Below are 23,655 nucleotides of genomic sequence, written 5' to 3' on the forward strand. Positions count from 1 at the left end.
ACTTTATTCAGTGGTACCCCTTCCATTTATCTAAAGTGAGTATCTACTGAATAAAGTTAAAAAGCAAAAGTAAGTTGAAATTAGGGGGACAAGAGAATGAAGATTTTTACGGATAGTGGATGTGATCTACCAAAATCTTACTATGAAGAAAATGATGTCGTGCTACTCCCTTTACGAGTGCAATTGAACAACAAAGAATATGAAGATGTGATTTCAATTGATTCCAAAGAGATCTATGATGCAATACGCCAAGGTGCTCAGCCAAAAACATCACAAGTGTCACCTGAGCTCTTTTTGAAGCATTTTGAGGAGCTAGCTAAAAATGATGAAGAAGGTATTTATATCGCGTTTTCATCAGAATTATCAGGCACATATAGCACTGCTCAAATGATTCGCAATCAGGTACTTGAGCAGTATCCTTCCTTAAAACTAGTCATTATCGACTCTAAATGCGCATCACTAGGACATGGCCTTGTCGTTGAAGAAGCTGTACGACTGCGAAATATAGGAGTATCCTTAGAAGACATGGCCTCTAAAATAAACACCCTTGCACCTCAGGTCGAGCATTTATTTACTGTAGAAGACTTAGATTACCTTGCAAAAGGTGGTCGTGTATCAAAAGCTAGTGCATTTTTAGGTGGCCTTCTTAGTATTAAGCCTATTTTAAATGTAGAAGATGGCAAACTTGTACCGATTGAAAAGTCACGCGGTCGAAAAAAAGCACTTAATCGTATGTTAGATTTAATGCAGGAGCGTGGTGGCAGCTTTACAAATAAAATCGTAGGTATTAGCCATAGTGACGACGCTGCCTTTGCGAATGAAGCAAAAGCCTCTATCCAGGAGCGTTTTTCACCTCAAGCTGTGCAAATTACCATGATAGGTTCCGCGATCGGCTCACATGTCGGACCTGGGACTATTGCAATTTTCTTCACAAACAAAAGCTTTGAAGGCTAATAAAAAGCATGCTAGGATGGCTCCTGGCATGCTTTTTTGTCGTGTTATTATTATTGGACGTCTTGCTCCTGACGACGAACTTTCCCTCGTTTAATGATGATGACAACAAAGCCAATAAAGATCACCCATACTAAGCCAAGAGCCACCATATAAGGAGTGTTTAAGCCTTCATCATTGCGAACTTGATAAATTTCAACCATTTCTCGGTCTAAAATAACAGGATAGACTTCTTTTTCATTTATGCGAACTTTTTCCTCATGTAAAATACCGTTCAGCATTTTCCCTTCACCAAGTTGTTCAGGTGTTAAGTCGACGCGTTGTGTTTTACCAGTATTATTAACCATGATTACCCACTTTTCTTCGTCAGAAGAACGTGTAAAGACAAGAAGGCCATTTTCATTTGTAATGACTTCAAAATCACCATTACGTAAAGTAGCTGATTGATTACGTAAAGATTGAACATTTTTAATATAATCAATCAGTTCTTCGTCTGTTTTAAAGTTATAAAGCTGGTGTGTATCTGGTTTTGCTTCCCCATTCATAGCAATTTCTGTCCCGTATTGTACGACAGGAATTCCTGGTAGCATAAATAAAGCACCCATCGCCATTTTTAAGCGGGTAGGTGGGAACATATTTTCATTAGCAGAGTCAAATGTAAAACGATGGGTTTCAAGTGAATCCACCATAATTTGTGTCGGTTTTTCTCCTGTGAAGGGTTCCATTAATTTAGAAGAATCCATATCCACGTTTTTAAATATATTACGATAGATATCTGCCGTTACAGGTGAGAAAGTTGCATCAAAGTCAGCATCGCTTTCTTCATTTGCTATCACATAAAGTGATGTTTTTGTCTCTTTTAATGCAGCTATTACTGCATTGATAAACGCTGTATCAGCCCCTGCGATATTTGTTAAACGAATGCCACCGATGTCATATGTAGAAACAAATTCAGTTACTGCTTGAATAAGTGCTTCTTGCACATCCTTATTCGATAAATCCCACTGTACTTGTCCATTATTGGTAGATGCAATCCAATCCGCTTTCGATGCATCCTTTGCCCACTCATGATTTGGACTCACATTTGTAAGTGGAAAATCCACCATAATGGACATATTTTTAGCTTTGTAGGCCTCTACAGTACTTTGGAATTCTTCCGTTGTTCCAAAATGACGTTCTATTGTAGTATAACTTGTGGGCATTGATCCATCATACTTCTCTGTAGAAAAAATAGGCCCAATGGAAACAATTGTATAGCCCATCTCACCGATAAATTTCAGTTTATCCTGTAAACCTGTAAAATCGCCCCCCGCAAATTTCGAAGGGTCCTGCGTATTTGTATCAAAATCGTTTGTGCCCGAGCCATTAAAGAAACGGTCAACGAGTAAATCATAGATGCTTTCTTCTGCTATTGTTCTAGTCGCTGATTCATCCGCATGTGCTACTGGTATAGTACTTACTAATGAAGTTGCTAATAAAAGTGATGCAGCCGTCGCACTTATCCACTTCTTAAATTTCACTGTTATTCCCTCTCTTTCAAACCAATCAACGTCATTTTACCAAATAACTCTGTCACGTCGCTATCTTTTCCAAAGATTTTGCGTAAAAGCGAAATGAATTACGACAAAAAGGTGTCAATTCCGTCTTCCGTTTTCGTTTACAAAATAAAAGCCGTGAAGCAACTACTTCACGACTTTTAAATCATTATGCTAAGAAATCTTGACCCATTGGCAGTTTAAATCCTAGGAACAAAGTGATTAATAGGAATACTGCAAATAAAATCCAAAACATAGCTGTTGGTTTATTTTTCTTTTGACGCACTAAGACCATTTCCATCATGCCAATTACAAGTATGCCACCTAAGAACTTAAATCCGTAAAGCATACCTTTACCATAGTCCATTGCCTCGATAAATAATGCCCCACCTGTGATGATTATTAGTACATAAAACAGACGTAATGTCATATGTAAGCCTTTTGATTGCTTGCCCATTAGTGCCGCAATTAAAAAGATGACAATACCTACTACCCACGTAGTAATATGCAAATGCGTTTGGCTAGTTAAAAAACTCATGTTTGTCCCCCTCATTCTTTTTCTATCAAACTCTATCCTACCATGCGATGGAAAGGGTTTCAAATATTACAATAGTGTTCACATAATTTACATCATTTAAAACTTGGAATCCTTGCATTTCATAGTTTTTACATCTGTTACTATGCCTTAAAGCAGTAAAAAATCCGCGGAGTATAGACTCACGCGGATTGATATCATCATTATTCAAAATGGTTGACTAAAGTACCAATTCCTTGAATAGACACTTTTACTGTATCTCCAGCTTTTAAGAATTGTGGCGGGTTCATCCCTTTGCCAACACCAGCTGGCGTACCTGTTAAAATCACATCTCCTGGCTCTAATGTTACATGCTGAGATAGGATGGATACTAACGTTTCAACAGAGAACATCATATCTTTCGTAGAGCCATTTTGACGTACTTCATCATTGACCTTTGTCACTACTGTTAAGTCTTGTGGATTTGGGATCTCATCCTTTGTCACAAGGTATGGTCCAAGAGGGCAAGTACCGTCCAAGCTTTTACCCAAGAAGAATTGTTTATGTTTCTCTTGTAAATCACGAGCTGTTACATCATTGGCAATAGTATAACCAAATACATAATCAAACGCTAAGTTTTTAGGAATGTTTTTGCCTCGTTTACCAATAACGATAGCTAGCTCACCTTCATAATCCATTTTTGAAGAAAGATCTGCATGTATGGAAATTGTTTGTCCATCTGCAGCAATTGCAGTTGGTGATTTTGTGAATACCATTAAATCCGTTGGTGCTGCCTCTGCACCCATTTCCTTTGCATGTTCATCATAGTTTTTACCAATACACATAATATTTTTAGGTGTACGTGGAATTGGTGAAAGCCATTCGATCTCTGTAAATTCACGTTTAAAACTATTAGCATTATCTGATTTTTCTGCTGCTTCTACTAATTTACGAATCTGTTCCACAAAATCAAAGCCTAAAGCAATGCCATCCACGATTGAACTTGAAAAAGAAGGGAGAACTTGAAGTTCACTTTGAATAGCGAGTACATCCCATACCGCTTCTTCTTTTTTTACTTTTGGTCCAAAGCTTACATGTCCACCTAATTTGAATGATAAAATTTTCATGATTGAAAGAGCTCCTTCTTTTTTCTACATAATACAACAATATGATAGAAATTACCTCATTTTTGCGACAACATTTTTATAAGTTGTTATATCTTCATAAAATATGCATGTGAAGAGGAATATATTAACGCACTTCTACTTTTTGCTTATATGTTAATTTACGCCATATTGTTTCTAACGGTCCTTGTTTCCACTTAGATAACCAGATTTCTGCTATGATCATTTGCACAACAATAATGCCGACAGCAATTAATACCCCTGTTTCTACACTTACTTTACCATACCAGCCAAAGCCAAATTGGTAGAATAAACAAGTACCTATAATAGATTGAAGAATATACATCGTTAATGACATGCGTCCGATTTTAGCAAAAGGACTAAGTAGTTTTGGCATTATTGGCACTAAGCAAAGTAACACAATGACCCCAATATAGCCCACCGATAGAACTGGGCCCCCTATGTATACCTTTAAATAATCTAGTAAATATGTTCTTGTAAACATAATAGATAAGCTTTTTATACCAATACCGATGACCAATCCAGCAATTGCAAACGTCAGCCAGAGCCACTTCAATTCTTTAGCCCGTTCTACTAAATGCCATTTAGAGGCAGCGGCCCCTATTAACATATACGGTAAAATCGTGAACAGTGCGACAAACCACATCTCGATGCCTGCCTGCGTTGATAAATCTGTTAAGCGTTGCAAAAAGGCATCTACCCAGTTTCCTGTCCCATAAGCCGTGATGGCCTTCTCTACTGAAACGATATCTAAGTAATCATCTACTTTTGTATTAAAATTTACAATCCCTACTACAAAGAGCATAAAAGCTTGCATCAAGCCATTAATAATCAAAGCACTCGCTAATAACCAGATGGGACTCAATCGTAGTAAAAGCACTAAGAAAACGCCACAAAATGCATACATCATTAATATGTCGCCCCACCAAATTAGCACAGCATGGATAAAACCAAAAGCAAACAGGTTGGACAGTCTACGAAGCCCCAGCGTATAAAAGTTTTGTTGACGACTTTGAGCCTTTTGCCACTGCATGGCTAGCCCATAACCAAATAGCATGGCAAAAAGCGGGTAAAAGCTGCCTTGCACATAAATATCTATATTTTTCTGCCAAACAATATCTGATGGGGTTGTAAACCATGATGCCAAATCAATATGCGGCATTGGCAAATAAAAGGTATACATATTTACTAATAAGATACCTACTAAACTAATACCTCGTAAAATATCTAATGTTGCTATTCGTTCTTGCAACATTGTTGGTTTTAACTCCACAAAATAGCCTCCTCTTGACTAACAGCTATGGTGAAAGCAGGGCAAGAAAAAACTTTGCCCCACTTTGCCCGTAACAAGTTCTTTATGCGTGTATGATCTGTTCATTATCGAATAAAAATAATACTTTATCGTTCACCTTGATGTGTAAGATGGATTCAATGGCTTCGCTATAAACACGAAGCTGTACGGCATAACGACCTAGTATTTCCTTTGACAAGGCTGGCTCCTGCGCAAAATGAGATTGTATACGATCCGTTTTATAATCCAACAAGACCCAATTACCGTATTCATCCTCAAATAGGCAGTCAATGATCCCTTGCACAATTTGAGCATCACCATCTTCATCGATTCTACTAATTGTAAACGGCATTTCTCTACGTATCTGCCTCGCGCGTTGAAAGCGTTGCCCTATTTCTGTCTCAAAAAAACGATAAATTTTCGCTTGCGGAACTACTTTGCCCTCCGCCTCTGTTAAAAGCTGTCTTGCCACTAAATCCTCCACAAAGTCCCTTACAGCATCGATATGACTAAAGCCATATTGAGGAACATGCTGCATCACTGTGTGCACAGCTGTACCAATTTCAGCACCAGTTAGCTGTTGCTCCTGTAAAAAAGCGGGTCGAGGTGCAATGGACGAAGCCTTTTGCGTGATAGGAGAGGCAAAATAAAATTCAGGTTCCTCCTGGCGCTGTAAATTTTCTAATCGCTTTATTTCACTAACAGATGTTTTGGAGCGCTTTCTTGTAGATTTTTGATAGACATACTGCGCTTGAAAGCGGGTAGTGATTTCAGCCAGCAAGTCCTCATCCTCTTGCATCGCAAGCACTTGCTGTACTTCATCGCCCATCGCCTCTATCTCATATGAATAATGCTTTGTATTGATGACTTGAACCCACCAATGTGATTGATCCTCCACTTCTTTATAAGATGTGCTTGCTACTACTGCAAAATCTGCATGTCTTGCTACTGCTGGGCCAACCCAGTCCAAATAGCTGTTAGCTCTTGCACGTAAATATTCTTGAAGCGGTGCATCCATTGGTAAACTTTGTGCGTCCTGCCAGTTGTCGCGTGTTTTCTCCCAGTTCTTCACTGAGCCTACTAAAATCAAACGCTCCTTCGCACGAGTCATCGCAACGTATAAGACACGCATTTCTTCTGCACGCATCTCCAGTTCTTTTTTCTCCTTCAATGCTAAAAACGGTAACGATGTATAGGTGATACGATTTTCGGGATCAATGGCCTTAACAGCTAGTCCAAAATCTTGATCAAACAAATAGGGCTGATGAAAATCCATTTTATTAAACGGACGTCCCATTCCTGCCACAAAAACTACTGGATATTCTAAACCCTTGGAAGAGTGTATTGTTACCAGACGTACTACATCATCCTTTTCGCCAATTGATTTGGCAGTACCTAAATCATCGCCACGCGTACGCATACGATCAATAAAGCGTAAAAAACGGAATAGCCCACGAAATGCTGTTTTTTCATACATTAATGCACGATCATGTAATACGCGTAGATTTGCTTGACGCTGTTTGCCATTCGGCATTGCCCCAACCATTTCATAATAATGTGTATCTAAATAAATTTTCCAAATTAAATCTGATAATGATCCACGACGTGCTAAATCACGCCAATTTTCAAAGGCTAGCATAAAGCGTTGCAACTTCTCAAATGTAGTGGTTTGCACACCATGTCCTTCACTACGAATAAATTGTCGTAAAGCATCATAAAAAGGTACCTTTTGATCGGCTAAACGAATTTTCGCCAGCTCATTTTCCGTTAAACCAACAAACGGTGCGCGCAGTACAGAGGCTAAGGGGATATCCTGATAGGGATTATCGACTACCTTCAGGACATTTAACATAATCATTACTTCGAGTGCGTCAAAATAACCTTTAGATGATTCTGCATAGAGTGGAATCCCTGCCAGCTTAAATTCCTCTACTAAGTCTGTTGACCATGTCATCGAGCGCATTAAAATCACAATATCACTATACTTTAATGGTCGCTCTGTTTTTGTTTTCGTATCGTATACGGTTGTTCCATCTTCCATCATTTGACGTATACGATCGATAATAAATCGTGCCTCGTATTGTGATTTTTTTAATTCCTCTAGCTCCGTTGCCTCATTGCTTAGTTCTTCCAGTTCTTCTGGTGTTTCCTCTTCCTGTGGTGGATGCAATACGACCAGCTCAACAGGTATTTCTTTATCATCATAGGGCGCAGCAGGCTTTAGTGACGCATTGTCATCATACGAAATCTCACCGACACGCTCACCCATAATTTGTGCAAAAACATAGTTTGTAGCATTTAATACTTCTTTTCGACTTCGGAAGTTAGCGTTTAAATCAATTCGCATCCCCGTTACATCAGGTGACTCCAAGTATTCACTATATTTTCTCATAAAAAGCTTTGGCTCAGCTAATCGGAAACGGTATATACTTTGTTTAACATCCCCAACCATAAAAAGGTTGCCGTCTTGTTCTTCACCCGTTTTGACAAGCTGTAAGATGGTTTCCTGTAGCATATTGGTATCTTGATATTCATCCACAAGTACTTCTTTAAAACGCTTTTTCATATCTAGTGCAACCGGTGATGGATGAAGTGCACCATCTATCTCTACCGTTAAAATTTGAAGTGCATAATGCTCTAAATCTGAAAAGTCAATGATTCCCCGTTCTAACTTGGCTAGTCGAAATTGTTCACTAAATGTAGTGGTCAATTCAACTAGCGTAGCAATGGTCGGTGCCATTAACCTTATTTCCTCAAGTAGCCGTGCAGGCGTACGAACAAAATACGTCTCCTTGATTTTATTCATCATTTTTTTGGCTGCTTCTCGTTTTTTCTTCGCAAGCTCCTGTAGCTCTACATTAACTAGTGCATCCTTCGATACCCGCTTTAAGGTAGACCATTTAACCGTTGCAAAATAATCAAATAGCTCCTGCCATGTCCCACTTTGACTAATGCGTATCCCTTCCTGAATCATAGCAAAATCTACCTCTGCCGTTTCTGCATAGGGTGCAGGTCCATCTGGCTGTAATGTAATTGTGCGCATTTCAGAAATTAGCATAAACGCCTCTTCCAGGATATGACGTACGGTTAATTTGACGTATTGAGATAGCTCTAAATCATCGATTGTCACTTCCTCAGCTAATTCATAAGCTTTCGGCAGGCTCCAAAGCCATTTTTGAGGCTCAGCATGGACACGAGACGTATCATAAAGTTTACTAATCAGCGTTTCGATGGCTTGATCATCACGATCTGAGGTAAAGCTATCGACAAGACGATAGATGGCTTGTACGTGAGCCTCATTCTCCGCATCGTAGGCATCTTCTAAAACTTCTGCTAAAACATCATCTCGCAATAATGCTATTTCTGCTTCATTGGCAATACGGAAGCCTGGGTCTATATCAAGTAAGTACGCATATTGCTTCACAATTGCTAAACAGAATGAATGTAGCGTAGAAATTTGTGCTTTATTCACAAGACTTAGCTGCCGTCTTAAATGATTAGATGTTGGATTTTCTGCTATCGCCTTTTCTAATGCCTCAGACATACGATGGCGCATTTCAGCAGCTGAGGCATTTGTAAAGGTCACTACCAATAGTTCATCTACATTGATCGGGTTTTCAGTAGCAATGACTTTTTCAATCATACGATTGATCAGAACCGCTGTTTTCCCAGACCCTGCTGCAGCCGAAACAAGCGTATCTTGACCGCTAGCATAAATGGCCTTCCACTGATCGTCTGTCCATGTGACATCTACTGGCTTAACAGGAATTGTTTGTACCATGCTATTCTATCTCCTTCCGAATTTTATCGACAATATCATTCGGCTTTGCTTGCATTAATTGACGATAGCTTTGTTTACCATCTGATGGATCAAATTGGCAAACCGCAGCAAATTGACAATAATCACATGCCGTTTTAGCTTTTAATTTATAGGGGCTAATGGCCGTATCACCAGATAAGATACCATTCCCTGCCTCCTGATGTTTACGACGAACAAAATGCTGCAACTTTTTCATATCATTGACAGGAACTATACGCGATTGTGATTCTGACGGTGTTCCATCTTTTTTCATATAGACAGGAATGATTTTTGAATGTCCACTACTTTCTTCTAATTGTTCGTCCATTGATAAAATCGCTTCAGCATTTTCAGATAGCAAACCTTTCATTTTATACTGCTTTAAACGATCCTCTTCTATTTCACTGTCCGTCAAATCTTTATCCAGCTTCAGCATCGGATTATGAACATGGACATACAGTACCCCTGCTGGCTCTGCTTCACCTGAGAGCCAGTAAGAACTATTTTCCATTGCCACATCTAAATACGTTAGGACCTGTAAGGATAATCCGTAATAAACCTCATTTAAATCAAGGTCACGAGCTGAGGATTTATAGTCGACAATCCGCAAATAAGAGCGGTCATCTATCGTTGCACTATCCACTCTATCAATACGTCCACGCATAAACATTTTCTTACCACCAGTCAAATCAATCTCTAATGGTGGTAGCTGTTCATGTTGTCCAGGACCAAACGACGCCTCAATTGCAATTGGTTTGAAGTGTGATACATTTGCATGCTGTGTCAGTGCTGTCATTGTACGCTCAACAATTCGAATTAGCTTACGCTGAATATAGCGATAGCGGGCACTGGATAATAGGATTTGATGGGAAAAAACTGGAACAATTTGTTCTACTGCTTGACGTGCTAATTGTTTAATTTGCTTTGTTGTTAAACGAATCCAAGATAATTGCTGACGATGTGTTTCCTCTGTAATCCACTTTAATGCCTCATGGAATAAGTCACCCATTGCAAACGTTTCTAGCCGATACTCAGCTCGTTCTTCAAGACGTAGGCCATACGTAGTGAAATGAGAAAAAGGACATCTGAAGTATTTCTCAATTCGCGACACACTGGATGTTAGCTTCTGACCATATAATTCCTGTGTAATATAGGTTTCAAGTGGCTCAGCCTCATTTTTATGGGTAATTGGATAAAGTACGCGGTCGAAAATGAGTGCCCAATACGGATCTTGTTTATAAAATCTTTGTAAAGCTAGCCATTCTGGCGCTAGTTCACGGCTATGTTCAGCTTGACGTAGCTGTACCATTAGATGTGCCAATGCAGTCCTTGGATGGCGTAAATATGGTAAAACATCCCCATCTAGTAATTCAATCGGATCGACTACCACTCGTTCTATCGAAACACCACTTAATAAGCCAGCCTTTTTGTCATTTCCTATTATTTTCTTAATATAAAGTGAGGCTAGAAGTGCCTTGCCTTCCTCATCCGCCGTAGGATAAGTCATATATAATTTGTTAGATGGCGTTGTAATAGCGCGATAGAACAAGAAATTTTCCTGTAATAAACGATTAGTAGAGGTAGGAGCAAGCTCATAGCCAATTTGACTAAACCATTCACGTTCGATATCTGACAACAAGCCCTCATACTCCATCCGAGTTGGATAAACACCATCATTCATTCCTATTACAAAAGCGACTTTGATATTGGATAAACGAGCTAAATCAACAGTAGCCACCATTACTTCATCAAGGGTTGGCGGAATTCTTGAAAATTCTAATGTATCAAAGCCTTCATCAAGAATTTTGGCTGCTTGCTCTACAGACATATCCTGCTCTCCAAACATATAAACGAATTGGTCAAGAACAGCAATCCATTCATTCCAAGCTTGTTCATGTTCACTTGCAGCTAATGCGTCACCTCGCTCTAGCTCACGATCTTTCATGGCTTGCAGTTTATCATATACCTGTAATGACTCTATAAGTTCAAATAAAGCAGTTGCAATATCCCTGCCATTTTTGGCGCTATCAAGCTTGTCTTGTAAAAGTTTTAGAGGTTGGCGAATTTCATCTCGAATGGCCTCGATTTCTGCCTGCATTGCACGCTCCTCATCTGTTTGTACACGCGAATGGAATTCTAGACCTCGATATTTTTTATAAAACCAACGTGCCTCCTCAAACCATCGTTCACCATAGATGCCTTGTGCCAAGCAATAATTTTCTAATCGATCTGCTCGCTCACGCCAAATTGTTAGCTCCGCTTGTAATGGGAAAAACAAATCGGTTTTGACACTACGAAAAACTGGCTCATATTTCCAATTCGAGGTCATAACCTCCAAGGCTGAACGACTTAGCTCTATTAATGGATGATGTAGCATTGTCTTTTTTGTATTTGTAAAAATAGGAATTTCATATTGTTGGAAAATACTTGTAATAAGTGGATCGTAGAGATCTGCTTGTCTATACAAAAGTACGATATCCTGATAGCGAAAACCGTCTTCTCTTGTCAGTTTTGTTATTTCCCGGGCAATCGCATGTATCTCTGCTCGACGATTTGATGCTTCAAGCACGGTTACATCTCCTGAAGTTTTTATCGTTTGGGGCTCCAAAACAGCAAACTTTGCCTCCACATGCTGTAAATCTTTAGAATGAAATCTTTGAGTCTTATAAAAATGTAATGGTAATTCAACATCAATGCCCTCTTCTTTTGCTATATCATGAAGACGTTGATTCGTTAACGCTGCTTCATGGAATAAAGCTTGTTCATCAAAGGCTTCATCCATATGATCAAATGGAAGGACGACAGTTACTTGCTTCGTTACCTTTAACAATTCACGAACCAGTTCTAACTCTCGCACAGTGAAAGCGGTGAAACCATCAATATAGATGGTCGCTTGCTTCATCGTTTCTGCATACTTCAGTTGCTCCGTTAAAATCGGATAATAGCCCTCGCTGTCAACATAGGTCGTACCAAGTCGTTCCTCCAATGCCTGCAAAACGACATGTAAATCATTCGCTTTCGCCTGCAATGTATTAGGTGCATCTATTGCCTTTAACGATTCCGTTACCTCTGCCAAGACTGAGCTATTGACGCTATAGCGACTAAATTCTCTTAAAAGGGTTTCAATTTCCTCCGTAAAGCCACGTTTTCCTGCTGCTTGTCGAAATAAGGAAAACTCGCTTTTTTGTTCCTCCAAAAGTTTACGTATAAGCATTCGATAGCCATAGCCATTCACTTCTTTACGAGCAATACCTCCTGTTTCCTGTAAAACCAACCATGCTAAACGTTTAAACGTCATCACCTGTGCTCGAATCAAGCCTTGTAAACCATGCTTATTTGTCAGCTCATATTCCGTAGAATAAGACATTTGGTCAGGCACTATAATGAAAATTGGATGTCCCAATGGATCTGTCTTTAATTGCTCAACAATTTCCTGATGAATAAATGCTGATTTCCCTGTTCCCGAACGTCCTGAAACAATACGCAATGTCATTTACTTTCCCCTCCTCATTAACTTGCTGTTGCGGGTGTCTCTTTTAATGAAATAAAAATTTGTACTTTTATTTGAGCGATTCTTTCACTGAATTGATTACTTCTCATCTATTTTGGAGCGGCTTCTCCAGACTATTGATCGCTTCTCATCTATGGTGGAGCAGTTTTCCCAGCCTACTAAAAACAACATAAATCATCTATCTTAAATTCTATCGAAAAAAACTAGTAAATACTATCTATCAACCTTCACCTACCTATAAAAAGGTTAATTTATTACACAAAAAAGCAGCCTCTTCACATAATGAAAGAGGCTACAAATTTTTACTAACTGGCATGGTGGTCCTGCTTTTTCGTCAAATTTCGCGCTTGCTTTAAATCTCTTTCTACACGGGCATTCAAACGCTTCTCTATCAACTTCCCAACCCACCATAAAATAACAATGGCCACTGCTGCAATTATCAATCTCACTGGGCTAGTCAAGAGCGATTTTAAATCATAGCCCAATACACTCATACCTAAAATCATGACAAACTTTCCTGCAAGTAAAACGATTAAGTAAAATTTTTTATGGATATGTGACAATCCCGCTACAATATTGACAATCACAGATGGTGTAAAAGGGAAGCAGAGGAGGACAAAAAGAGGGCTGATGCCATTCATATCCACCCATTTAATAAGCTTCTGTACTTTTTTACTACCTGTTAAAAATTGTAGTCTTGGATGTTTGCCAAAATGACGCACAAGTAAGAAAACCGCATAGGAGCCAGCTACAGAGCCTAGCCAAGATAATAGAAATCCTAGCCATAAGCCGAATGCACTGGCATTCGCCACAACGAATACGACTAATGGTAGGAATGGTAAAAACGCCTCTAAAAACGGGAGCAGTAAACCAATGATTGGGCCGAACGTTCGATACTGTGCCGCAACCTGTTCAATATTTTCTACAGTAAACCATTCATTCAATATCGACACCTCTATTTATACTGTAAAATTAAATGAAAAATTGTTAACCCTTCTGAAGTATTGCGATATTCATGGGGTTGATGCCCTGAGAATACTAGTGTGTCCCCTTCATCCAGTAATTCATGCATGTCTCCAGCAGAAATAACTGCTTGTCCTTTAATAACCATTACAGTTTCCTCTACCCCTTCTGTATGGGCTTCACTCCTACTAACTGCCCCTGGCTCCATTTCAACCTTATAAAACTCCCAGCCTCGCTCTGGATTATACGGAATTATGGAGTAAACACGATAGCGTCCCTCATCCTCATCTACATGTGGTACATCTTTACTGCTATAACGCATGTAATGGGCAGTTGGTGGCTGTAATAATGAAGAGAATGACATACGCATACCCGCTGCAATTTTCCAAATTGTTGAAACAGTCGGATTGGCCTCTCCTTTTTCGATTTGTGCAAGCTGTGCTTTACTGACACCTGTCGCTTTGGCCACATCATCGAGACTTAAATGACGTTGCTGTCTAATTTTCTTTAATTGAAATGCTAAATTTCGGCTCATTTGTTCCATCTTTACTCACCAATTTCTATTGTTTATTTTATCAGACATATGTATACTTTAATAAACATCAAGAACTATCAAACAATTCCATCAATAGTATACATGGAAATTATCAAGAAAGGATGACCTATTTATGACAAGTACAACAGAGCTTCAACATGATGACACAACAAGCTCTTCCAATGACAGTTTTTTACAAGGCGTGAAAGATTGCGTGCCTACATTACTCGGTTATATTAGTATAGGACTTGCATTTGGGGTTGTAGGTTCCGCTTCAGGGTTATCCGTCCTTGAAATCGCGCTATTAACGATACTGATTTATGCAGGTTCTGCACAATTTATTTTTTGTGCACTTCTTTTAACAAGTAGCCCTGCCTCTGCTATCATTGTAACCATTTTCGTAGTGAATCTACGCCATTTATTAATGAGTTTAACATTAGCACCTCACTTTACGCGCTACTCCATGCTTAGAAATGTGGGCTTTGGTACATTATTAACGGATGAAACCTTTGGTGTAGCAGTAACAAAGCAAATGCAAACAGGTAAATTATATGGTAAATGGATGGATGGGTTAAATATAACAGCCTATATCTTCTGGATTCTTTCCTGTGTTACGGGTGCCTTTTTAGGACAGTGGGTAGCAAATCCTGAAAAATGGGGTTTAGATTTTGCCTTGGTTGCCATGTTTGTTGCACTTTTAGTTTTGCAATTGAGCAGTGTTGGTAAAAGTAAAATCATGCATTATATCAAGTTAATTGGCTATATGGCGGTTATTATGTACGGTCTTTCTTTTGTAGTCCCTTCACATGTGGCTGTGCTACTGGCAACTGTGATTGTCGCAACAATTGGGGTGGTGACAGATAAATGACAACAACTTCTTATATGGTCTGGCTTATTATCGGCTGCGCACTTGTAACATGGCTACCGCGTGTCATTCCATTTATTTTTGTGCGTAGTGTAACACTACCTGATGTTGTGCTAAAATGGCTTAGTTTTATTCCTGTTTGTATATTAAGTGCTCTTGTCATTGAAAATTTAATAGATACTGAAAGCGGCAAAGTAGTGACACTTGATTGGCCAGTCTTTATTACATTTGTTCCTACTCTTATTATTGCCCTTGTCACAAAAAGCTTATCGATTACAGTAGTTGCAGGAGTAATCATTATGGCAGCAGTGCGATTTTTCATGTAAAAAGGTCAGTCCTATTGCCTGGACTGACCTTTCCTTATTTATTCATTTTACTTGCTAGCCAAAAGCCTACTGTTAATGAAAATGCATCGATAACGAAAATAATAGGTGGGGATGTATAGCCTGCATATACAGAGGCAGCAATAAGTGCAATGGCTAATAATAATGCAACATAGCGGTTATAGGTAATTCTAGTGAATAGTAATACCAATAAAGCTGGTATGAATAATGCTAGCATCATTTTCCCAAAAACGTCCATTATACTTCCCTCGGCTCAGCTAATAATAATCCAATACGGTAATGATCATTGCTATAAATCACATGTTGTGTTAAACGTAATTCATTGTTTCGGTCTAAAACCTCTAGACGACAATGAGCTGCATTTAATTGCAGTGCTTCATATAACTCATTTTCTGTAAAAATTGACACACCATTTACTTTGCGGATACATTCTCCTGCAAGTAAGCCCATCTTCTCAGCAGGTGAATCAGGAAGAACAGCTGCAATAATAGCACCCTTCGTACTTGGCGCAACTGCATAATGATCTGTTTTTTCCTGTTGTGCAAAGTAGATAGCAATTATAATGCGGATAATTACACCAACAGCAAGTGTAATGAAGCCAATCACTGGCTCAAAATATGCAGCCAATCCTCCTATTAAAATAAGCTGTCCTAGTAAAAAGACAGGTCGGCCAATTTTTGGATACATGTAAGCTGGTAATTCCTTTCTTGTCAGTTTAGTAAAGCCAATGACAAGTGGAAATAACACAAGTGCAAAGCTATTATGACCTATCGTAAACTGTGGCCAATATGGGAATATAGCCGAGATCGCATCACCAGGAATAACAAAGAAAATAGGTAATACCCATACATTTTTTGACCGATAGACAATTGCCTGCATACCCCGCTTCGTTTTCTCAATACAAGGTGTTGTAACCTTCATCGCCATACGTCGAATTAATAGCCCTTCTGCAATAACACAAAGGCCCGCAAGAATGGTAATTGTCACAATTGCGCCACTCTCTAAATGGACATCCTCTACTGAAATTTTCCACCAGGAAAATGACCAATTGTAATAGGACATACCCCATATGGCAAGTGTGGCAATCCCCATTGTCAAAATAGGCGACATTGCATTCATGACAAATAAGATAAGTGCTACTATAGAAACTGCCGTTAAAATGATTAAAAATTCCTTTGGGACAGTTAGACCTGCTCCAATACTAATGATAGAAATAATTAGTGCATAGAGCCACCCATCTTTCCATTGTCCGATTAGCTCCGTCCAGCCCCAAATAATACGTCTATTAAAATATTTACGCTCCTGTTTTACTCGACGATAACCTAAAATAATAGCAAATAATATGACTATATATAGTAATGGGTTGAGTAAAAAGCGGCCAATCGCTGTTACAATTTCTATTAATATCTCACTAACCATACGAACACCCGCCATTTCTATCTTGAATACTATGAATTTATTGTATCAAAGGACTACACGCTTGCGTAGTACAAACTCATAGAAAGCTTTGTATTATGGTATTTTTGTTCTGTCTGCGAGTTTTATTGGTCAATCGTATGCAGTAAAAAACTAGTGGCCATTTGGAATTGTTGGTCATTTTGACGATCGGCTTTAAAATCCTTTAACGTTTCGTTTAAACTATTAAAGAAAGTCGTGTCCATATAAAATTCATCTTCTGCTAGCTTTAATTTTTTCTGTTTACGATAAAGATTAACGGCCTCAGCGGTCGTTTCATCCATATAGCCATCTAAACGATCGATTTGATAGCCTAGTTTCTGCAAGGCGTTTTGTGAATAGGAAATCTCTTCACTCATATCACCCACTTTAAACTTACCTGTTAGTGGATGAAGTTGAAAAGCAAATAACTCATTTTGCTCAATCATTAAACTGGCTTCAATGCCCTGCCCATGAATCCATTCACGTTTTGGTGTTAGCCATTTATTGGTTGATAATTTAAGCTCGCCGCCATTGGAAAGCTCCCAAGATTCTTGTACAGTCCCTTTTCCAAAGCTCTTAACCCCAACAAGTGAAGCGCGTCCCCAGCCTTTTAAAGCTCCGCTCAATACTTCACTAGCAGATGCACTACCTTGATTTTGCAAAACAACAATTGGAATTTTATTCATCGTTTCTATATATTTTTCATCAAAGCCTTTTGTTTGCGTTTTTAATGGTTCCATAGCACCTTCCGCATTTTGCATATATGCAAATACTTTGCCATTGTCCAATACTGTGCTCAGTAGCGCTGCGACGCTATGTAAATAACCACCTGGATTATCCCGTACATCGATCACAATTCCTTCCACATCTTTACGAAGTAATTTACTCGTTTCTGCCACCCATTCATTGGCGGTTTTTTCACCGAATAATGAGATCACTACATAGCCAATAGCTGTATCTTCTACCTTCACTACCTCACTAGTTACCGTTTTATTGGAAATTGCTGCACGCTCCATCGTCATCTTAATATGCTTATCTTCACTTGGACGATAGACAACAATGGTTACTTTCGTTCCCTTTTCACCTTGAATTAAATGCATTAATTCACTCATCGTTTTCCCATCAATCCGTACCCCATCAACTTGTACAATTTCATCGAGTGAACGCATGCCTGCTTTCTCTGCTGGTGATGAGCGAACAGGTGACACAACAATAAACTTCCCTTTATTTTCGGTTAGTTCAATACCGATGCCTACTCGTTCCTCAGCTAGCATTTGCCGATGTTGCTCAGCCTCTTCCTTGGAGTAATACGTACTATAAGGATCTTTAATGGCATCAGCCATCCCACGAAGAGCCCCTTCCACTAATTCATCCTTTTTTGTACTGTATACTGATTTTTCTTCAATGATTGTCATAGCCTCACCAATAGTATCAACCTCCGTAACAGGCTCCTTTTTATCGCCAATATTAAACCAATCAAAGTAAATACCACTGCCCACCACCAAACTACTAAGTAGGACTCCGACACCGGCTGTTAATTTGCGCAAATCTTCCCTCCTCCGTCTCTTTTACTGTATGACTCTATTTTTTCAAACATACAAAATTACCTTTCAAATTTGTTAAGAGAGAATATTTCACTTTACACATGGATGTTGGCTGTTGATTCGCACGGATATACCTTGGTTCCCGCGAGTATTCACCTTGATTTCATGAAAAATAAAAAAATCCGCTTGTTTCCACTATAGAAAACGAGCAGATTTTTTATGAATCAATCTAGTGCATCTACATAATCATTTAACATATCCACGTCCATTGGTCCTCTGATGGCGCGTTGAATGAGGCCCTTGGAATCAATAAAATAAGTGGTTGGAATCGTGATGACTTGATAATTCAAGCCAGCTTCATTGTCAGGGTCCAATAAAATAGGGAACGTTAGCTCAAAGCTATCTCTAAATGTCATCACTGTGTCCACTTTGGCATCAGCGGTCACATCACGTTCGGCTTCTGTTAAATTGACCGCTATAATTTCAACGTTTTTCTCTTTTGCATACTCATCATAGAAGCTTTGCATATGAGGCATTTCCGCCTTACAAGGTGGGCACCATGTCGCCCAGAAATTTAAAACGACTTTTTTTCCACGAAGATCGCTTAACGTGATATCTTCCCCGTCTAAGCTTGTTAAGGTGAAATCAGGCGGTATATCCCCTTTGCTTAAGCCGGTTTCTAGCTCCTCCATATCCTTACCTAGGGCCGATTTATCAATAGCACGTTCTTCGTCAATTTGTTGTTTTACATATGTACCAATCATCGCAACCACTAATAGCACAACGATCAGCAGTCCAATATTTTTTTTCATTTCTTACCTCCCACATTGATTCGTTCATGCTGAATAGTTAAGCCCAAACAAAGTAGTATTACACTGACAGCCACAGCTGTTTGCCCTATACCAAGCGGCTGGAAGATAGCCACTATCAAATAGCTAATTGTATAGAGTATGAGAGCTTGTTTCACCGCTACTAATCTCCATAATATGACGAGCGTGACTACACTTAGCACAGCTAATGTTATAACTTCACTCGATATATTGTTGTCATTAAATAGCACAGCAAGCATTTGATAAATGGATTGCGTGAGAATAATAGCCCAGCTGCCAGCTATCATCTCCTGTTCCTCAAGCTGTAGACTCTGTCGCTTTCTCCATATTTGCAAAGATGCTACAATGACACCGAGAAGAACACCCATTGTTCCGCCATTAAAATAAAGCAATGTAATTGGATTGTTTACTACCGTTTTGAAATCTGTTACAAGTAAACTTAACTTCCAAACAATAATAAAGGTGAAAATGGCATCACTATATAGCTCAGACCACTTTTTAGAAAATTGTAAGCGCAAGATAAGCCACACAATAAAAAAAGTAATAAGTAAAGCGACTGCAGTAGCTGGTAAAGTTAATGTTCGGATTGAGTACCACTCTGTATTTATCAATTCAACGAATCCTCCTCCGAAAGCATAGCATAGAACCTTTTTAAAAAAAGACTATTTCACACTGTTTTAAGAAAATCTTCAGAAATAACAACAATAAAAATACCCCACTAAGTATATATTCATCATAACATTATTTAGAATCTTATAATAGCGATGAAACTTTCAATGGAATATTTCGTAAAATGAGAAAAGGGGAGGAATTATGCTTTCAAAGCGACTTATACTATGGATTGCTGCTATTTGTCTTAGTAATAGTGTTCTGATGCTGTACTCAGAGTATTGAACAAAGAATTTACTACAAGATTTTTTCTTAATAAAGATCTTCTAGAAATAGTAAATAAGATAACGATTTGGAAGTTGACAATGGTACCAATAAAAGCTTTGCATTCTCAATCGTGAAAATCCACGATTAGATGTTTGCGTTTAGACTTACGTACTTTGGAATTAAAAAGAACCTTATTAAATAACAAAAAAGCTGATGTTGTCTATCAATTGGATCTTACTTATTTTGACCATACATTAAAAATACTGTTCTGCAAAAATGGCTTATTGGCTATTAATGGGCAAACCTATAAGTTGGTGAATGGTGAAACATTCGATGAAATATTAAAAGCTATACACTAGAAAACGCTAGTGTATAGCTTTTATGTTTACAATGGAATATATTTCAGTGGATTTACACTGCCGACTGCTTGTCCTTTCCAAGGACCAATATGCACTTCAAAGTGTAAGTGTGGGCCAGTAGAGCGACCTGTACTACCCATGGCTGCAATTTGCTGACCTTGTGTTACTTCTTGTCCTACACTAACATTAAATGCACTTAAATGTGCATAAACGGTTGTGTAAATTTGTCCATCGATAGAGTGCGTTACAATGACAACATTACCATACGAACTAAGTGGTGCTGCGTAAGAAACAACGCCATCTGCTGCTGCCCATATTGGTGTTCCCGTTGCATTTGCAAGATCGACACCATAATGGAATTCAGGACCTGCTCCAAGATTTCGCCAACCATATGGTGATGTTAAGCGACCATTCGTTGGTTTTATCCAAGTTCCGTTTGATTGAGGCGCATGGACTGTACCACCAGATGATCCGCCACCATTGTTAGCAGCAGCAGCTGCTGCCGCGGCCGCTGCTTTACGTTTTGCCTCTTGCTGACGTGCAATTTCAGCCAAACGATTTTGTTCAGCAATAATTTGATCTTGCAATTCCTGACTTACTTCCAAAGCCTCTGAGTATTCTTTTTCAAGTAATACCTTTTCTGATTTCAGCTTTTCTTGCTCTTTTTCTAATTGGTCTACTAGTTTATTTTTCTCAGTTTTTTGACTGTCTAATGATGCTTTTAATCGTTCAAGCTCGGCTTTTTTACCTTCTAAGTTTTTACGTTTCTCTTCTACACTTTGCTTTTGCTCTTCTAATTTTTGTTTATCATCTTTTTGATCTTGAATAATTTGACGATCCGCTTCCAATAATGCATTAACTGCAGAGAAACGATCAATAAAGTCTACAAAACTATTAGAGCCTAGCAAAACATCTAAATAACTTACAGAGCCCCCAGCTTGAATGGCACGTGCACGTTCTTGTAACAATAAATCGCGCTCTTCAATTTTATGCAAAAGCTCTTCAATAGAAGCTTCTAACTTTTTAATTTCCTCATTTGTTGCCCGAATATCTGCTTGTACTTTTTTAATATTACTATTAGTTTTGTCGATTTCAGCGTTCAATGCTTGAATTTGATCTAAGATTTGTTGTTGCTTTTCTTGATTAGCTGTAATTGCATTTGATTTATTGCTGATAGATGAATTTAACTGATTCTTCTTTGTTTCAACTTGTTTCTTTTCTTCTTTTAAATCCGATAAACTTGTTGCATATGCTGATGGAGTTTGGATAAAAAGAATTAGAGCAGATGCTGCTGCAAGTGTTTTTAATATGTTTTTCGCCTTACTTTTCACCGATTGAACTCCCCTTCGACTATTCTTTTCTTTTTCACAAATATCCGTTGTGACTAAATTTTTAAAAACTTACGTACTGACATGAAACTTCCCCAAATACCGATCAGTACACCAATGAGTAACAGAAGACCGCTTACCTGATACACAAGTGGAGAAAAATCTAGTAATTGAACAAGCTCTCCTTGTAAACGTGGTGCAATAATTTTATATATATTGTGGTAAAGGGTCGTGACAACCGCAATCGGAATAATTGAACCTAAAATTCCAAGCCACATACCTTCTAATAAGAATGGGATACGCACGAATGAATTTGTAGCCCCTACAAGTTTCATAATTTCTATTTCATCACGTCGAGCTATAATCGTTATACGAATTGTGTTCGAAATTAAGAAAATTGCCGTAAATAATAACCCTAAAATAAGTACGATTCCTACATTACGACTAATATTTAAGAAGTTAAATAGTTTTTCAACTTTTCCTTCGCCATACATTACATCATATGTATACTCATATTTATCAATGGTTTTCGCAACTTTTGCTGTTTGCTGTGGATCAGCAGCTTTTACATAAATAACGTTACGTAAAGGGTTACTTTGTTCAAATAGTTTAAAATCATCACCGAAGTCTTTTACTAGCTTGGTTAACTCATCTTCCTTAGTGGAATACGTCATCTCGGAGACACCAGGCAATTTTTTGACTTTTTCGATGAGTGCTTTTTCAGCAGCTTCATCTGCTGTTTCATCAATTAACACTTTAATTTCGACATCATTTTCTAAATCCGTTGCTACTTTATTTAAATTCATCATAATAAGCGCAAAAACACCTACTAGAATGAGCGTAACGGTAACGGCACTGACAGAGGCAATGGTCATCCAGCTATTTCGACCAAGTGATTTGATACTTTCCCGGAAGTGGCGCTTTACTGTACTAAATTTCATAGCCGTATTCACCTCCGTGTTCATCACGGACAATTAAGCCGCCTTCAATTGCAATAACACGACGTCGAATCGTATTTACAATTTCACGGTTGTGGGTTGCCATTACAATCGTTGTCCCACGTGCATTAATTTCCTCAAATAAATTCATAATTTCCCATGATGTTTCAGGGTCAAGATTCCCTGTAGGTTCATCTGCAATCACCACTTTTGGGACATTGACGATTGAACGAGCAATCGATACTCGTTGCTGCTCTCCTCCTGAAAGTTCATTTGGAAACATTCTTGCTTTATGCTTCAATCCAACTAGTTCTAGCACTTCCATAACCCGACGTCGGATTTCATCTGGCTTTTCCTCTATTACTTCAAGCGCAAACGCTACATTCTCATAGACATTCAAACGAGGTAGCAATTTGAAATCTTGGAAAACTACACCAAGTTGACGGCGCAAAAAAGGGACCTTCTTATTCTTTAAAGTTGCTAAATCAATACCATTTACAATTATTTGTCCTGATGTTGCTTTTTCTTCACGGTACATCAATTTAATAAATGTGGATTTCCCTGCTCCACTTGGGCCAACTACATACACAAATTCGCCTTGCTTTATATTAACTGAAATACCATTTGTCGCAACAACACCGTTTGGGTATTTCTTTGTCACATTTTTCATTTCTATCATGATTAAACCACCTAAAACTCTCATCTATGTAAGAGGTATTTCTTTTACTATTATAGCACTCTATTTCTGTTTTTTTATTACAGTTTCATTTCAATCCGTGGCAGTTCCTTCTATTTCATTCTTTCCTTGCCATTATCCTTAAGAATATGACAAAAATAAAACAAGATTCGCCTCTATGTGCTAGGTCGAATCCTGTTTGAAAAGAAAAGCA

Annotated in this window: 19 protein-coding genes; 3 read left to right on the forward strand and 16 right to left on the reverse strand. The window is 38.5% G+C overall.

The window, feature by feature from the left end; translation table 11 throughout:
* Positions 1-96 precede the first annotated feature (96 nt).
* Positions 97-954 (forward strand): DegV family protein, encoded by an 858-nt coding sequence (locus ACMGGO_RS19115; protein WP_036076685.1) that lies wholly within the window; start codon positions 97-99, stop codon positions 952-954.
* Between the two features lie 50 nt (positions 955-1,004).
* Here ACMGGO_RS19115 and ACMGGO_RS19120 read toward each other — a convergent pair whose 3' ends face one another.
* The 8 genes from ACMGGO_RS19120 to ACMGGO_RS19155 form a co-directional block, all read right to left on the reverse strand.
* Entirely contained in the window at positions 1,005-2,471 is a 1,467-nt protein-coding gene (locus ACMGGO_RS19120; protein WP_259951053.1) for an alpha-amylase family glycosyl hydrolase, read from the reverse strand.
* A gap of 184 nt (positions 2,472-2,655) precedes the next feature.
* The gene (locus tag ACMGGO_RS19125) at positions 2,656-3,024 is read right to left on the reverse strand and encodes a YisL family protein (RefSeq protein ID WP_004227486.1); all 369 of its coding nucleotides are present in this window, start codon (positions 3,022-3,024) and stop codon (positions 2,656-2,658) included.
* Positions 3,025-3,224: 200 nt separating this feature from the next.
* Complete coding sequence (locus ACMGGO_RS19130) at positions 3,225-4,127, reverse strand: fumarylacetoacetate hydrolase family protein (RefSeq protein ID WP_048392038.1); 903 nt, start codon at positions 4,125-4,127, stop codon at positions 3,225-3,227.
* Positions 4,128-4,251: 124 nt separating this feature from the next.
* Positions 4,252-5,418, reverse strand: coding sequence for a DUF418 domain-containing protein (locus ACMGGO_RS19135; RefSeq protein ID WP_420282132.1), 1,167 nt, complete (start codon positions 5,416-5,418; stop codon positions 4,252-4,254).
* An 82-nt stretch (positions 5,419-5,500) separates the two neighbouring features.
* Complete coding sequence (gene addA / locus ACMGGO_RS19140) at positions 5,501-9,217, reverse strand: helicase-exonuclease AddAB subunit AddA (protein ID WP_420282133.1); 3,717 nt, start codon at positions 9,215-9,217, stop codon at positions 5,501-5,503.
* 1 nt (position 9,218) lies between these two features.
* A complete protein-coding gene (addB, locus tag ACMGGO_RS19145; RefSeq protein WP_420282134.1) occupies positions 9,219-12,728 on the reverse strand; it encodes a helicase-exonuclease AddAB subunit AddB in 3,510 nt (1,169 codons plus the stop codon).
* Positions 12,729-13,051: 323 nt separating this feature from the next.
* The gene (locus ACMGGO_RS19150; protein ID WP_004227497.1) at positions 13,052-13,690 is read right to left on the reverse strand and encodes a TVP38/TMEM64 family protein; all 639 of its coding nucleotides are present in this window, start codon (positions 13,688-13,690) and stop codon (positions 13,052-13,054) included.
* Positions 13,691-13,701: 11 nt separating this feature from the next.
* Positions 13,702-14,253 carry a helix-turn-helix domain-containing protein gene (locus tag ACMGGO_RS19155; RefSeq protein WP_048392043.1) on the reverse strand — a complete coding sequence of 184 codons (552 nt, stop codon included), beginning with the start codon at positions 14,251-14,253 and terminating at the stop codon, positions 13,702-13,704.
* Positions 14,254-14,377: 124 nt separating this feature from the next.
* On the opposite strand from ACMGGO_RS19155, the gene ACMGGO_RS19160 reads away from it, so the two are divergent.
* Positions 14,378-15,112 carry an AzlC family ABC transporter permease gene (locus tag ACMGGO_RS19160; protein ID WP_420282135.1) on the forward strand — a complete coding sequence of 245 codons (735 nt, stop codon included), beginning with the start codon at positions 14,378-14,380 and terminating at the stop codon, positions 15,110-15,112.
* Positions 15,109-15,435 (forward strand): AzlD domain-containing protein, encoded by a 327-nt coding sequence (locus ACMGGO_RS19165; RefSeq protein WP_048392045.1) that lies wholly within the window; start codon positions 15,109-15,111, stop codon positions 15,433-15,435. The genes ACMGGO_RS19160 and ACMGGO_RS19165 overlap by 4 nt, the downstream gene beginning before the upstream one ends.
* A 34-nt stretch (positions 15,436-15,469) precedes the next feature.
* On the opposite strand, the gene ACMGGO_RS19170 is transcribed toward ACMGGO_RS19165, so the two are convergent.
* The 8 genes from ACMGGO_RS19170 to ftsE all read right to left on the reverse strand — a co-directional run bounded on the left by ACMGGO_RS19170 (position 15,470) and on the right by ftsE (position 23,444).
* Positions 15,470-15,691 carry a DUF2198 family protein gene (locus ACMGGO_RS19170; RefSeq protein WP_004227503.1) on the reverse strand — a complete coding sequence of 74 codons (222 nt, stop codon included), beginning with the start codon at positions 15,689-15,691 and terminating at the stop codon, positions 15,470-15,472.
* Entirely contained in the window at positions 15,691-16,872 is a 1,182-nt protein-coding gene (locus ACMGGO_RS19175; protein WP_259951056.1) for a PDZ domain-containing protein, read from the reverse strand. The genes ACMGGO_RS19170 and ACMGGO_RS19175 overlap by 1 nt, the downstream gene beginning before the upstream one ends.
* 122 nt (positions 16,873-16,994) lie before the next feature.
* Complete coding sequence (locus ACMGGO_RS19180; RefSeq protein ID WP_048392047.1) at positions 16,995-18,437, reverse strand: S41 family peptidase; 1,443 nt, start codon at positions 18,435-18,437, stop codon at positions 16,995-16,997.
* A gap of 221 nt (positions 18,438-18,658) precedes the next feature.
* Complete coding sequence (locus tag ACMGGO_RS19185) at positions 18,659-19,246, reverse strand: redoxin domain-containing protein (protein ID WP_048392048.1); 588 nt, start codon at positions 19,244-19,246, stop codon at positions 18,659-18,661.
* Positions 19,243-19,875, reverse strand: coding sequence for a hypothetical protein (locus ACMGGO_RS19190; RefSeq protein WP_054549775.1), 633 nt, complete (start codon positions 19,873-19,875; stop codon positions 19,243-19,245). Before ACMGGO_RS19190 ends, ACMGGO_RS19185 begins: the two co-directional genes overlap by 4 nt.
* Before the next feature lie 650 nt (positions 19,876-20,525).
* On the reverse strand, positions 20,526-21,830 hold the full coding sequence (locus ACMGGO_RS19195; protein WP_279493980.1) for a murein hydrolase activator EnvC family protein: 1,305 nt from the start codon (positions 21,828-21,830) through the stop codon (positions 20,526-20,528).
* Positions 21,831-21,883: 53 nt separating this feature from the next.
* Positions 21,884-22,768 (reverse strand): permease-like cell division protein FtsX, encoded by an 885-nt coding sequence (ftsX, locus tag ACMGGO_RS19200; RefSeq protein WP_004227513.1) that lies wholly within the window; start codon positions 22,766-22,768, stop codon positions 21,884-21,886.
* On the reverse strand, positions 22,758-23,444 hold the full coding sequence (gene ftsE / locus ACMGGO_RS19205) for a cell division ATP-binding protein FtsE (RefSeq protein ID WP_016991524.1): 687 nt from the start codon (positions 23,442-23,444) through the stop codon (positions 22,758-22,760). Before ftsE ends, ftsX begins: the two co-directional genes overlap by 11 nt.
* Positions 23,445-23,655: the final 211 nt, after the last annotated feature.

Origin of the sequence: Lysinibacillus sp. BNK-21 (assembly GCF_048684915.1) — a bacterium.
Taxonomy (GTDB): domain Bacteria; phylum Bacillota; class Bacilli; order Bacillales_A; family Planococcaceae; genus Lysinibacillus; species Lysinibacillus capsici.

What these genes read in the sequence shown, in the direction of transcription:
- ACMGGO_RS19185 (WP_048392048.1), bottom strand. Translation starts at nt 19,246, where the DNA reads ATGAAAAAAAATATTGGACTGCTGATCGTTGTGCTATTAGTGGTTGCG.
- ACMGGO_RS19165 (WP_048392045.1), top strand. Translation starts at nt 15,109, where the DNA reads ATGACAACAACTTCTTATATGGTCTGGCTTATTATCGGCTGCGCACTT.
- ACMGGO_RS19170 (WP_004227503.1), bottom strand. Translation starts at nt 15,691, where the DNA reads ATGGACGTTTTTGGGAAAATGATGCTAGCATTATTCATACCAGCTTTA.
- ACMGGO_RS19160 (WP_420282135.1), top strand. Translation starts at nt 14,378, where the DNA reads ATGACAAGTACAACAGAGCTTCAACATGATGACACAACAAGCTCTTCC.
- ftsX (WP_004227513.1), bottom strand. Translation starts at nt 22,768, where the DNA reads ATGAAATTTAGTACAGTAAAGCGCCACTTCCGGGAAAGTATCAAATCA.
- ACMGGO_RS19175 (WP_259951056.1), bottom strand. Translation starts at nt 16,872, where the DNA reads ATGGTTAGTGAGATATTAATAGAAATTGTAACAGCGATTGGCCGCTTT.
- ACMGGO_RS19115 (WP_036076685.1), top strand. Translation starts at nt 97, where the DNA reads ATGAAGATTTTTACGGATAGTGGATGTGATCTACCAAAATCTTACTAT.
- addA (WP_420282133.1), bottom strand. Translation starts at nt 9,217, where the DNA reads ATGGTACAAACAATTCCTGTTAAGCCAGTAGATGTCACATGGACAGAC.
- ACMGGO_RS19155 (WP_048392043.1), bottom strand. Translation starts at nt 14,253, where the DNA reads ATGGAACAAATGAGCCGAAATTTAGCATTTCAATTAAAGAAAATTAGA.
- addB (WP_420282134.1), bottom strand. Translation starts at nt 12,728, where the DNA reads ATGACATTGCGTATTGTTTCAGGACGTTCGGGAACAGGGAAATCAGCA.
- ftsE (WP_016991524.1), bottom strand. Translation starts at nt 23,444, where the DNA reads ATGATAGAAATGAAAAATGTGACAAAGAAATACCCAAACGGTGTTGTT.
- ACMGGO_RS19125 (WP_004227486.1), bottom strand. Translation starts at nt 3,024, where the DNA reads ATGAGTTTTTTAACTAGCCAAACGCATTTGCATATTACTACGTGGGTA.
- ACMGGO_RS19130 (WP_048392038.1), bottom strand. Translation starts at nt 4,127, where the DNA reads ATGAAAATTTTATCATTCAAATTAGGTGGACATGTAAGCTTTGGACCA.